This window comes from Rickettsia sp. (assembly GCF_965035265.1).
The window spans coordinates 1-11,943 of sequence record NZ_CBCDJS010000035.1 but is presented as its reverse complement, the minus strand read 5'-3'; the positions used below and the strand labels follow the sequence as shown (position 1 = coordinate 11,943).

The window sequence follows — 11,943 nt, the reverse complement described above, 5'->3', positions numbered from 1 at the left end:
CTGAGCAGGGGGATATTATAAAGGGTGGGGGTGGAATAAGAAAATTGAGGTTTGCTCTAGGTTCTGTGAACATTTCTAATTGATTTACTATTTTGAGGTACTTTTTAGCGAAAATTAATAAGATTTTTGCGGGAATAGTTATTCATATTTCAAAAAAATCTTATAATTTGCAGCAAAAAATAACCAAAATTAGATCTTTTTAGAAATGTTCACAGAGCCTAGGTAGTAATAATAAAGGAAAAAGTGGCGGTATAAGGATAATTTATTTTTTCCATAATGAAAATATGCCGGTATTTTTAATAACCGGTTTTATAAAAAGTAAAGTAGAAAACATTAGTCAGGATAGTTGTAATAAATTAAAAATACTCAGTGAAGAGCTGATAAAATTATATATGAGTAGAGGTAAAAATGAATAATAAAAAACTTAATCAAACAGAGGAAAGTATATTAATAGGAATGCAAGAGGCATTATCATATGCTAAAGGTAAACTAAAAGTAAAAAAGCATAGCATTTCATTACCTGATGCTGATGTTCATGAGGCAAGAGAAAAATTGCAGTTAACCCAACAGCAATTTGCCATAACTTTCGGTATTAGCGTAGCAACCGTAAGAAACTGGGAACAAGGAAGAAGATTACCTACAGGAGCTGCAAAATTACTTCTTAAAATCATTGAGAAAGAACCGAATATTGTAAAACGAGTTTTGCGAGGATCAAATCAGTCTCGAGTGATTTCAGCAAGTCTTGTAAATAAAGCTTCAATCATATCCCAGCCTTTTCTTTGAATAGTGAAAGAAGAGTCATTAATATTTATTCGTTTTAATAAATCTATTCCCATTTGTTCATGTTCAGGATCAAGGTGCATATGTGTTTTGAAATGTTTTGATGCTTTATGATTAAGAAATATTGATCCTAGCTTTTCATAAAATATAGTAGCACAAGACTCTATTACTAAATGGACAAGAACGGCTCTTTCGCCATCTCCAAGAGTCATCATTTTTAGCGTAAACCATGAACCTAAAGCCTCAAAAATAGAGTCTGAGGCTTCATCAGTTTCTAGATTTTGTGATAATTCTACATTATGTCCAAATTCATCGGTGAGATGCTCCCACGCAAGTTGTTTAAATTCTTTTGTTTCTGAAAATACTACTCTTGCTAATACCATTTTCTGAAATTCGTCTGACCAAATCCGAAAATGTTTAAGAAATTTATTTTTTTGTAGGGTATTATCTAGCTTAATTTCAAAGAGTTTGTTTTTTCTAAATTGTTTTTTATATGTTTCATTATCTAAAATTAAACGATCAATTACATTCATATAGTTAATATCAATATCATGTATACTAAGATAGAACTTGAAAAATTGGCTACGTCGTCCTACAAGAGCTATGGTTCTCACGTATTAAGTATACGCTGTGTTCCTCGTCGTGTGGATTCCTTGCTCTTTCCTCAGTTGATCTTCGTATACTGGTTTTTCATCTACTTAAAGTATATATTAATATTAATCTAGAATCGCTGTCACTAATTATTAATGTTTATCTACCAATTTTTAAAACCATATGTGTATTTATATATAAATATAAATTGTAAAATCATAATTTGGATGCAATAGATATATAAAACATTACGGCTTATCCATTTTAAATTTATAGCTATTTTTTGTGAATAATCTTTTATTATTATTAATATATATGTAACTGTTAAGAGGATGAGGTCTAAAATTAACTCAGTATTTGAAAAATTAAAATCACTAAAAGGAATTGCAAGAGTGAAAATGGTGGAATGCACGATAGAAGTAAAAATTGTTATAAAACAACAAAGCTTTAGGTTTGCCGGCTCATGCTTTGCAATAAATCCAAGTATCATTATAGCAATTACAAGAGTACCGTAGTCAATCAAAGCCCAGCTAATATAAAACAATATTGTCATTATAATCACATGACAATAGCCGCTATAGAAAAAGCGAGTTAAAGACTTGCGGAAATAATAAATATAACATTGCCCTAAATAGATCGATATTAGAATATTTGTAGTAATAAACTGTTTAAACAATATTGTAGTATATATTTGTAGCAAAACACCGAGTATTATTATTCTAGTTTTTGGCTTATCATGAAAATTATAACCGGCAAAAAAGCAGAAAACCGGCATAGCTGTGCGACCTATGATCCGCATAATCGTTAATTCAGGATATAGATATAAACCCATATGATCAATGACCATAGCTATAATAGCTAAGGTTTTTAGCAGATCCTGATAGTTTGATTTATTTCTTGTTATAACCATAATTACCCAGTTTTAATAAATATGCCGTGCCGAAAAATGCTCCCATTCCAACTGCAATTGTACTGCCTAGCATGCAGACTTTAATCAGTAAATATTCTGAATAAAAATATTCTAAACAATAATGTTTTATTAAAGCAATTATAATAGACATTATTATGCAGCATAATAAAATTTTACCGCAAAAAAGTTTTATTCCGTCTTCTATATGTAGTTTATTTTGTTTTGTAGTATAGCTATATAATAAACCTAGATTATACCATGCTGCAATAGATGTACCCACCGCAATACCGATATGTTTTAAAGAATCCATTAGTAGCAAATTCATACCGGTATTAATTATAATTGAAAATAAAGTAATTTTGAGGGGCGTTTTAGTATCACCGTTAGCATAAAAAATAGGAGTTAAGATTTTTGCCAAAATAAAAGCAGGAAGTCCAAGGGCAAACGCAGAAATAGCCTCGACAGTATTTGTAGTATCTTGGCTTGTGAAAACACCTCTTTCATATATTATGTTAATGATAGGATGAGATAGAATTATAATACCGAATGTAGCAGGTAGTGATAACAATAATCCCATTCTAATAGCATTATTCTGTATTTTTTTTGCAGCTACTAGATCATTTGATTTATAGATTTTTGACAGCTCAGGTAGCAATATAGTAGAGAAGCTAGTACCTATTATTGATAAAGGAAATTGATATATTCGGTCGGCGTAAGATAATATCGAAATGGCGCCTTCAATAAAGCTAGCAATAGATTGAGATATGAAAAGGTTTAATTGCTGTACGCCGGAGCTAATGGTCGCCGGTCCCATATTAATCAAAAGCTTTTTTACGTCAGGGTCGCTTGGGTTAAAAATTATCGGAAAGTTTAAATTTGCTCTTTTCACGCAGACAAACATAAAAGAGACTTGTAATATTCCGGCAATTATTAAAGATAGGCTGATTGAGATAGGAGCTTCTATGTAATTATCAAACATTAAAGTAAAAATTATTACACACACGCTTAAAATAACCGGTGAAAAAGCAAATGCGGCAAATTTCTTTACGGAGTTTAATATTCCGCCAAGTAGAGCCGTTAATGAAACAAATATTAAATAAGGTATAGTAATTCGGCATAAAAATACTGTAAGCTCAAACTTTTCTTTTTTACCATGAAAACCAGGAGCAATAAACAGCATTAATTGCGGCATAAAAATTTGCATTAATGCTATTATGATTATTAATGTCAGAAGTAGAAGAGTAAATACCTCGCCTGAAAAATTATTAGCAGCTTTTTTAGAGATCAGCATTTTTTCATTGTAAATAGGAATGAATACGCTTGATAATGCACCTTCTGCAAAAATTCTTCTAAATAGATTTGGTAGTTTGAAAGCAACATTAATACTATCACCCATAGGTGTAGAGCCAAATAATGATGCAATGAATTGCTCACGTACTAAGCCAAATATACGAGAAATTAATGTAAAGAAAGCTACTATGATTCCTGAACGAAATAATCGACTTCCTGCATAACTTGCTTCTAAAGGTAATTTGTGCGTCAATCCGGTACTCGCATCCTCACGTACTAAAGTGTACGCTGCGGTGCGAGGTGAAGTGTCTCCTTCAAATTCCTCTTTATTAGTTGCGTTATGCAAAAAGTCTAATGTCACTGTTTGTTTTTTATTTTAATGTTATTAATGTCATTCCTAGCTAAAAGCGGGAATCCAGTAAAACATGTAAAAAACTTGTTTTTTACATGTTTATTTTGCTAATTAATGTGTAATTGTTGAGATCGGGATTAAGGTTATTTTTCTAGATTCCCGCTTACGCGGGAATGACATAGAAAGCCAAACAGCAATGCTTATAAATACTAATTTTTACAACTTGCTATTAGTCCTGTCTATTCCTTCATTAATCAAGCTATCGGCCTTTGCTTTATTTTCCCAGCCTGTAACTTTAACCCATTTACCTTTTTCTAAATCTTTATAATGTTCAAAGAAATGAACGATACGTTTCTTGAGCATTTCACATAGATCATCTAGCTCTTTGATATGATCGAAAGTAATATCAAGCTTTGAGGTTGGTACTGCGATAATCTTCTCATCAAGTCCTGATTCGTCTTCCATCATTAATACGCCGACTGCTCGGCATTTTATAACCGATCCAGGCACTACCGGATGATGAGCTACGACAAGTACGTCTACCGGATCGCCGTCATTTGAAAGAGTATGAGGAATAAAGCCGTAATTACACGGATAGCTCATGGTAGTTTGCATAAAGCGATCAACAAAAACTGCTCCTGATTCTTTGTCAAATTCGTATTTGATTGGACCGCTATTCATCGGAATTTCGATAATTACGTTTATTTCGCCATTATTTGCTTTTGCTTTGATTTTATCTATAAACATGTTTTTTGTTTTGTTTTTGTCATGCCGTGGCTTGACCACGGCATCCAGTTAAAAATATTGAAACAACTTGTGTTTTAAGTTGTTTTTATGGATACCGTGGTCAAGCCACGGTATGACACCGAGTGCTTTAACTCGGAGGTCTATAATTCTCATCATGTTTTGCTAGTAACTGTCTTGCTATAAATTTTCCATTCGATAATTGTCCGATAGCAATAATTCCCTGTCTTTCACGAAATAGAGCAGGGAGTACACCTTGATATAATATCTCTAAATCCTTAATATTATCGGTAATAACAAAACTTATCTTATCAGCAGCAATTTTAGTTATTGAGTCTGTTTTAACAAGCCCGCCAACTCTTAATTCCTTGCCCTGTTCTATTTCATTAATTTTTGACGGTGGCAAAAAAAATACTATATTATTCTCTAAATTATAAAGTATTATACTAATTCCAAGAGCTGCTGAGCAGAAACAAATAATTATTGTTATTAATCTATTTCTTACTCTCTTTTGCATCAAATTTTTCTTGTTTTCTCAATGATTTATAATTTAAAAAACTTACTATTAACAATATCGTTAAGGCCAAAAAGGTAAATAAATATGCTACCGATATATAATTATTCATTTCTCAAAAATTCCATAATCTCCTTAGGCGAAGAATCTAAATAGAAATGTTTCAGATATTTTCCGTTCGCATCCATTAAATAGGTAAAAGATGAATGATCGAGCATATAGTTTGGGTCGTCATCGTCACTATTTACACGAGCATAGAAAACCTTGAATTTATCAGTTACATCTTTTATTTGCCCCTCACTACCGGTAAGACCTATAAATTTGGGATGAAAATGTTTTAAATATTCTTTAAGTACTATAGGATTATCACGTTTTGGATCAATAGTAATAAAAATAGGTATGAGATCTATTTTATGTTTACCTAAAATTTCTACAATCTCTGTCATTTTATTTAGAGAAGTCGGGCATATGTCCGGACAAGAGGTAAATCCAAAGTAAATGAGACTTAAATTACCTTTTAATCTGTCACTATTAAATACTTCATTGTTTTGATCTATTAATTCAAAATCACCACCGATTTTTACGTTATCTTCGTAAATATTAACTTGACCGGCAAGTGGTTTGTCGGGTGTTTTTAAAGATAGCAATAAATATAATGCTCCTACTCCTATTAATAAGCTAATTACGATAATTATTTTTATTACATTTGACTGCATTTTCATAAATATACTCGTTGAACTTGAAAAATTGGCTACGTCGTCTTTGTAAGTCCTCGGATGCTCACGTATTATTATACGCTCCGCTCCTCGGCTTACAGACTCCTGGCTCTTTTCCAAGTTGAACTTCGTATATCAACTCTTCATTTCACAGGAGTATAATTTTTTCTTTCAAGAAGTTTAAAATTATGACATTTTGGTTGTTCTTACACAAGCCCTAGCTTTTTAGGTTTAAAATATTTTACCCAAATATCTATTAACAATTTAGTGATGATAATCGCCGAAAACATTGAAGATATAATTCCGATCGTTAATGCAACGGCAAAACCTTTTATTGCGCCTACTCCAAATATATAAAGTAAAAAAGCAACGATTAAAGTAGTTAAGTTGGAATCAAGGATAGTAGCAAACGCAGATTCAAAACCGGTTCTAATAGCATAAAGATTAGAAACTCCTTTATGCAGTTCTTCCTTAATTCTTTCGTAAATCAATACATTAGCATCAACAGCCATGCCCATAGTTAGTATTATTCCTGCAATTCCAGGCAGAGTTAAAGTAGCCTGGAAAAGTGAAAGTAAAGCTAGAATATATAACAATGCAAGGCTTAAGGCTATATTGGCAAATAAACCAAGTACACCGTAAGACCAAATCATAAATATACAAACGGCTATAAATCCTATAAGTCCTGCTTTTTTGCCCGACTCTATAGAATCAGCTCCCAAATTTGGACCTATACTTCTCTCTTCAATAATTTTAAGTGGGGCAGGGAGAGAACCGGCTCGCAATAATAGTGCAAGCTCATTTGCAGACTCAACGGTAAAATTTCCAGTTATTATACCGCTTCCACCCATAATCGCTCCATTTATCGTTGGAGCACTTAGTAATTTATTGTCTAAAACTATAGCCAGGCGTTTACCGGTATTATTTTTAGTTATTTCACCGAATATTTTACTACCTAAATTGTTGAAAGAAAAAGCAACTACTGCTTGCGAATTTTGGTCAAAAGAAGCTGAAGCCGTGGTCAGTTGATCGCCACCTAAAACAACTTTTTTCTTTATAACTACAGAATACTCACCTTGACTTTCGCTATCTCCCTTAACTAGCATTGAACCTACCGGAACATGTCCTTTTACTGCTTCTTCGATATTGGCATTTTCATCAACTAAATGAAAAGTTAGTTTTGCAGTTTTCCCCAATATATTCTTCAGGTAAGAAGGATTTTCTTCTCCTGGAACTTGCAGTAATATATGCTTATCGCCTTGCTTCTGTAGCGTTGGTTCTTTAGTGCCGGTACTATCAACTCTCATGCGAACGATCTCAATAGATTGGTCTACTACCTTATTAAGTAAGTCATTTAATCTAGATTCGCTGTAGCTAAGCTTTATTTTATTTTCATTAACTTCGACTATAATTTCAGAATCAATTTTGTTAATTATTTTCTTTAACTGCTTTAATTCCTCAGGCGTTCTTAATTCTAAGTGGATGCTATTTTGTTTAACTAACAGATTTTTATAACCGATTTTATCGTCACGGAAATTTTTACGCAAATTATCGGCTAGATTTTCCATTGAATCATTTAAATAGGTATCAAAATCAACATCGAGTAATAAATGGGCTCCTCCTCTAAGGTCAAGACCTAGATTTACTGAATCATGAGGCAGAAGCTTATAGTTTACCTGCATGAAATTAGGTAAAGCACAAATAATCGCAAATATTGTACATATAATAGAAAGAAAAATTTTCCATTTAGGAAGATTTTGCACCGCTTACCTTCTTATCTTTTTTATTATTTTTGTTATCTTCTTTTTTTACCGGAACGTCTTTTGAACGGCTGGTTATATCAACAACAGCACTTTTTAAAGCTTTAATACGTACGTCTTTTGCTATTTCGATTTCAATATTATTATCATTTTCATTTACTTTAGTCACAATACCGTAAATGCCGCTATTTGTTAGAACTTCTTCGCCTTTTTTAACTTCACTTACTAACTTTTCTCTTTCTTTACGACGTTTTTCTTGTGGACGTAATAATAAGAAGTAAAATACGGCAAAAATTAAAACCATCGGTATTAAGCTTGTTAACCCCGACTGTAGAGAACTTGTTTCTACAGGAACTACCTCAGTTTCCTGTATTTCTATAGTATCGTTAGTGTTTACCTGATTATCTTGCGTACTTGCTGACATATGTTGCTTCCTTTAGATTATTAAATATAAAAAATTCAATAGAATAAAAATAGCTAGCTAAACGCTTTAATGCAAGGGTAAAATAAATAATGTATAAGTTAATTATAGTTTATGCTAGTTATAAATAATCAAAAACTAATTATATCTATGACAACTAAAATCGCCGATGTAAAAAATTATATAGAAGAAAAAGCTGATTTATTAATTGCTTTATCACGTATAGAAAGAGAAGAAGAAGTAATTGTCATTAGAAGATATTAAGAAAAAATATAGTTTGGAAGATTGAATTTATGATAAACTTACTGATGTCATTTGTGAAAGGGCGTTGTTGCCTGGACTGATTTTTCGTCATTGCGAGAAGAATTACGTAGTAATTCGACGAAGCAATCCAGTTAAAAATTCTGATTTACAGAGTTTTTTTAATCTTTTTCTGGATTGCCGCGTCGCTTCGCTCCTCGCAATGACGGTTTTGGTATCCACGCAACAACGCCACGCGGTAATGACATAAAACGGGAAAAATCACTGGAGCGGGTGAAGGGATTCGAACCCTCGACTTCGACCTTGGCAAGGTAGCGCTCTACCCCTGAGCTACACCCGCTTAAATTATCGGTTAAAATTTATTTACCGATACCCTCTAATAACGGCGTTTTAACATAAAAAGTTTAAGGGGATCAAAATTAATTACATTAAAACGCCTTAGTGCTTTTTAATCTAAGCGAATCTGAATATAAGTAATTATAAGATAAATTGCAAGTATTAAATTAGAAATTTATTGGCATCGTTCAAAAAGATATTGTACTAAAGTTATCGGATTCATAACTTAAGATCTAATTTTTTTAAATTGACTTTTGCTTTTATATAAAACAGTATAATTCTTTATTAATTTTAACTAATTTGTAAAGAAAATATGTTGAGTTACGCAAAAGAGCAAAAAAGTTTAGCCCGTAATCAAAAAGAAGCTATAGGGCTACTATCGATAGGTACATTTCTTGAATATTTTGATCTTATGCTCTATGTACATATGGCGGTACTTCTTAACGAGCTATTTTTTCCTGAAGCCGATGCACGAGCCGCTTCTCTATATTCTGCCATTGCATATTGTTCTACATATGTATTTAGACCTATCGGTGCTTTAATATTCGGTTGGATAGGAGACACTATAGGTCGTAAGGCAACGGTTATTATTACAACTTTTTTAATGTCGCTCTGTTGTCTTATAATGGCTAATTTAAAAACTTATGCCGAAATTGGTATTACGGCAACTTTTGTAGTAACTGCGTGTCGGATCGCTCAGGGGATGTCTTCTATGGGAGAGGTAGTAGGGGCTGAGCTTTATCTAACTGAAATGACAAAAATTCCTCAACGTTATTGGGTAGTGGCTTCGCTTGTTGTTTTTGTAACTTTAGGTGCAACTGTGGCATTGGCAGTAGGAACACTTGTTACTTCTTTTGGATTTGACTGGCGTATTGCTTTTTGGTTTGGAGCAGCTATTGCTATAGTTGGTGCTGTTGCAAGGACAAATCTTAGAGAGACTCCGGATTTCATTGATGCAAAAAGACGAATAAAGAAAACTGTAGCACAAGCGGGGATAGATAGTAATCGGCTAAAATCAAGCCCTATTTGGAGTGAAAAAATTAATAAAACAACAGCAATAGCCTTCTTTTTTATACATTGTGGAGCCCCGTTATGGTTTTATATTGTTTATATTTATTGCGGTAATATGCTAAAAAACTCATTTAATTACAGTGTTGCTCAAGTAATTCATCAAAATTTTATTGTTTGTGGTACAGAATTAATAAGTACAATAATTGTTACTTATGTGGTTTGTAAAATACATCCTTTAAAAGTCCTTAAAGTAAGATTAATAATATTTTCTATTGTAGCTATTATGTCCCCTATCTTACTAAATAATATTTCAACTACTATCGAATTACTTTTATTCCAATTATTTATTGCAGTATTTGCACCTACTACTTTTCCGGCAGGTGCAGTGTTTTATGCAAGATTTCCGGTATTAAAACGTTTTACATGTGGTAGTTTTATATTTGCTTTATCAAGAGCTTTAATGTTTGCAGTTTCTTCTTTTGGAACAATTTACTTGATAGATTATTTTAATCACTGGGGATTATTATTCTTTATTATTCCAATTCTAATTGGTTATACATTTGGAGTAAATCATTTTATAAAGTTAGAGGAGGAAGCAGAGGCTTATTATTAGAAAAAGCTTTTTGTCTTTCAAGTTCGATATTAAAAACTTTTAGGCATAACTCAGCAAATTCTCGTTCTAATTTATAATTTATATTAGCAGCGACCAAAAGAAAATTTATTAAAGTATCTTCAATAATTTTTCTAGCTTTCTCAGGTGATTTAACTCCCAAAGTTTGTACATTATGAATTCGGTCAAATAATTTTATTAATGCTGTATTGTATCTTTTCTCTTTAATTAATAAGTTTAAGCTTTCTCCGCTACTTATCTTTCCGTAAGATTTAATTCTAGTTAGACCTTCTACGTGTTTTGCTACTTCCGGTCCAAAAATTTCAGTAATTGCTTCTTCAGTTAATTCGGTGTCTTCAATAGTATCATGAAGTAAAGCGGCTTGTAGCATAATAACGTTATAAAGCTTAGGGGTTTCTTCAGCTACAAATTCAGCAAGCATAATTGCTACCTCAATCGGGTGCGAATAATAAGGCTCGCCTGATTGACGCATTTGAGAACCGTGATATTTACGGGCATAGTAGATACCTTTTTTGATTTCAAGGATATCCATAGGATTTTTTACTTTAGTATTTAAAAATTCGAGTTTATCAAGTAGTTTTTTACTATAAACACAAATTTCAAACTTTTCTTTCCAAGGGTTTAAATCTTCCATAAACTTTATTTACAGATAGCCTCTAATTACAATTTGTGAGCTATTAATTAAAAAATTGCAATAATAAATAGCCGCGGATTAAAGATTATTATTATATAATTTAAAATATTAATCCTAAAGTCAAAATATAACTATGTCAAACCGTAATAGTTTAGAAGCACAAGAGTATGCACAAGCTAGCTCCTTAAATAATACTAATCTAACTGCATCACAGGGTGAGTTAATACTTACTGTTGCAAATTTATTGTTCAAAGAGTCGAATATTAATAATAATAATCAGAACATACCGAGAGATAATCACGTATCTTATGAGAATAATGTTAATAATATTATCGATTTTGAAAACCAGGATACAAGTTGTGGTATATGTAAATGTCTTGGAGCTATAGCTACTGCTTGCTGTAATATGTATGTATTTTTATTTGAATAGATACCTTTCCAAACTTCGCTTCTAGAGGTAATTTATACGTCGAGCCTAGACTCGCATCCTTACGTACTTCTACGTACGCTGCGGTGCTGAGTTGTCTCCTTTAAATTCTTCTCTATAAGCTGGTTTGGAAAGATATCTAATAAACAATTACACTAAAAAAATATGAGCAAGGCTTAAGAAAGTTAGGAAACCTAACGCATCGGTTATGGTTGTTAGGAATACGCCAGAGCCTGCAGCGGGGTCGATATCAAAATAATGCAGTACTATAGGAATAGCAGAGCCGAATAATCCGGCTACTAAGAAATTTAAAATAACTGCAATAGCAAAAATTACACTAAGCTTTAAATCAAACAACATCACAAAGCTAAGTCCTGCTCCGATAATTGCAAGTACAAAACCGTTAAAAGCCGATACGGCTATTTCTTTTAATATAACTTTATTGACATTATTATAATGAATATCCTTATTAGCAAGGGCTCTAACCGTAACGGTCATAGCTTGTGTTCCGGCATTTCCGCCCATTGAAGCTACAATAGGCATAGTAGCTGCAAGCGTTACAAGT

Annotated in this window: 14 protein-coding genes, 1 tRNA gene and 2 pseudogenes; 5 read left to right on the top strand and 12 right to left on the bottom strand. The window is 32.4% G+C overall.

The genetic code is table 11. The annotated features are described in order from the left end of the window. The first annotated feature begins 251 nt into the window (after positions 1-251). A complete protein-coding gene (locus AC1Z7D_RS03465; protein ID WP_482602002.1) occupies positions 252-416 on the top strand; it encodes a hypothetical protein in 165 nt (54 codons plus the stop codon). Further along, a complete protein-coding gene (locus AC1Z7D_RS03460) occupies positions 409-783 on the top strand; it encodes a helix-turn-helix domain-containing protein (RefSeq protein WP_482601996.1) in 375 nt (124 codons plus the stop codon). Before AC1Z7D_RS03465 ends, AC1Z7D_RS03460 begins: the two co-directional genes overlap by 8 nt. Here AC1Z7D_RS03460 and AC1Z7D_RS03455 read toward each other — a convergent pair. The 8 genes from AC1Z7D_RS03455 to yajC form a co-directional block, all read right to left on the bottom strand. Further along, complete coding sequence (locus AC1Z7D_RS03455) at positions 717-1,313, bottom strand: hypothetical protein (RefSeq protein WP_482601994.1); 597 nt, start codon at positions 1,311-1,313, stop codon at positions 717-719. The genes AC1Z7D_RS03460 and AC1Z7D_RS03455 overlap by 67 nt on opposite strands. Before the next feature lie 221 nt (positions 1,314-1,534). Next, on the bottom strand, positions 1,535-2,281 hold the full coding sequence (locus AC1Z7D_RS03450; protein WP_482601992.1) for a TraX family protein: 747 nt from the start codon (positions 2,279-2,281) through the stop codon (positions 1,535-1,537). Beyond that, positions 2,262-3,824, bottom strand: a complete 1,563-nt coding sequence (gene murJ, locus AC1Z7D_RS03445) for a murein biosynthesis integral membrane protein MurJ (protein WP_482602000.1) — start codon at positions 3,822-3,824, stop codon at positions 2,262-2,264. The genes AC1Z7D_RS03450 and murJ overlap by 20 nt, the downstream gene beginning before the upstream one ends. A 315-nt stretch (positions 3,825-4,139) precedes the next feature. Then, entirely contained in the window at positions 4,140-4,670 is a 531-nt protein-coding gene (ppa, locus tag AC1Z7D_RS03440) for an inorganic diphosphatase (protein WP_482601990.1), read from the bottom strand. A 127-nt stretch (positions 4,671-4,797) separates the two neighbouring features. Next, entirely contained in the window at positions 4,798-5,184 is a 387-nt protein-coding gene (gene ccmE, locus AC1Z7D_RS03435) for a cytochrome c maturation protein CcmE (RefSeq protein ID WP_482601988.1), read from the bottom strand. A gap of 101 nt (positions 5,185-5,285) precedes the next feature. Then, entirely contained in the window at positions 5,286-5,903 is a 618-nt protein-coding gene (locus AC1Z7D_RS03430; RefSeq protein WP_482601998.1) for an SCO family protein, read from the bottom strand. Between the two features lie 200 nt (positions 5,904-6,103). Then, positions 6,104-7,660, bottom strand: coding sequence for a protein translocase subunit SecD (gene secD, locus AC1Z7D_RS03425; RefSeq protein WP_482601986.1), 1,557 nt, complete (start codon positions 7,658-7,660; stop codon positions 6,104-6,106). Then, positions 7,644-8,081, bottom strand: a complete 438-nt coding sequence (gene yajC, locus AC1Z7D_RS03420) for a preprotein translocase subunit YajC (protein WP_482601984.1) — start codon at positions 8,079-8,081, stop codon at positions 7,644-7,646. Before yajC ends, secD begins: the two co-directional genes overlap by 17 nt. A gap of 111 nt (positions 8,082-8,192) precedes the next feature. On the opposite strand from yajC, the pseudogene AC1Z7D_RS03415 reads away from it, so the two are divergent. Next, positions 8,193-8,367, top strand: a pseudogene (locus tag AC1Z7D_RS03415) (antitoxin of toxin-antitoxin stability system). 237 nt (positions 8,368-8,604) lie between these two features. Here the strand turns inward: AC1Z7D_RS03415 and AC1Z7D_RS03410 are convergent. Further along, positions 8,605-8,679 (bottom strand) — tRNA-Gly (locus AC1Z7D_RS03410). A 309-nt stretch (positions 8,680-8,988) separates the two neighbouring features. On the opposite strand from AC1Z7D_RS03410, the gene AC1Z7D_RS03405 reads away from it, so the two are divergent. Beyond that, positions 8,989-10,299 carry an MFS transporter gene (locus tag AC1Z7D_RS03405; protein WP_482601982.1) on the top strand — a complete coding sequence of 437 codons (1,311 nt, stop codon included), beginning with the start codon at positions 8,989-8,991 and terminating at the stop codon, positions 10,297-10,299. On the opposite strand, the gene AC1Z7D_RS03400 is transcribed toward AC1Z7D_RS03405, so the two are convergent. Further along, on the bottom strand, positions 10,262-10,951 hold the full coding sequence (locus AC1Z7D_RS03400) for an HD domain-containing protein (protein ID WP_482601980.1): 690 nt from the start codon (positions 10,949-10,951) through the stop codon (positions 10,262-10,264). The two genes, AC1Z7D_RS03405 and AC1Z7D_RS03400, sit on opposite strands and share 38 nt — an antisense overlap. A gap of 133 nt (positions 10,952-11,084) precedes the next feature. Here AC1Z7D_RS03400 and AC1Z7D_RS03395 point away from each other — a divergent pair, with 133 nt between their 5' ends. Continuing rightward, a complete protein-coding gene (locus AC1Z7D_RS03395; protein ID WP_482601978.1) occupies positions 11,085-11,381 on the top strand; it encodes a hypothetical protein in 297 nt (98 codons plus the stop codon). Here the strand turns inward: AC1Z7D_RS03395 and AC1Z7D_RS03390 are convergent. Further along, positions 11,368-11,522: pseudogene (locus tag AC1Z7D_RS03390) on the bottom strand (palindromic element RPE1 domain-containing protein); the annotation flags it as partial. The gene AC1Z7D_RS03395 and the pseudogene AC1Z7D_RS03390 overlap by 14 nt on opposite strands. A gap of 6 nt (positions 11,523-11,528) precedes the next feature. Further along, positions 11,529-11,943, bottom strand: a 415-nt coding sequence (locus AC1Z7D_RS03385) for a magnesium transporter (protein ID WP_482601976.1), incomplete at its 5' end; no start/stop codon positions are given.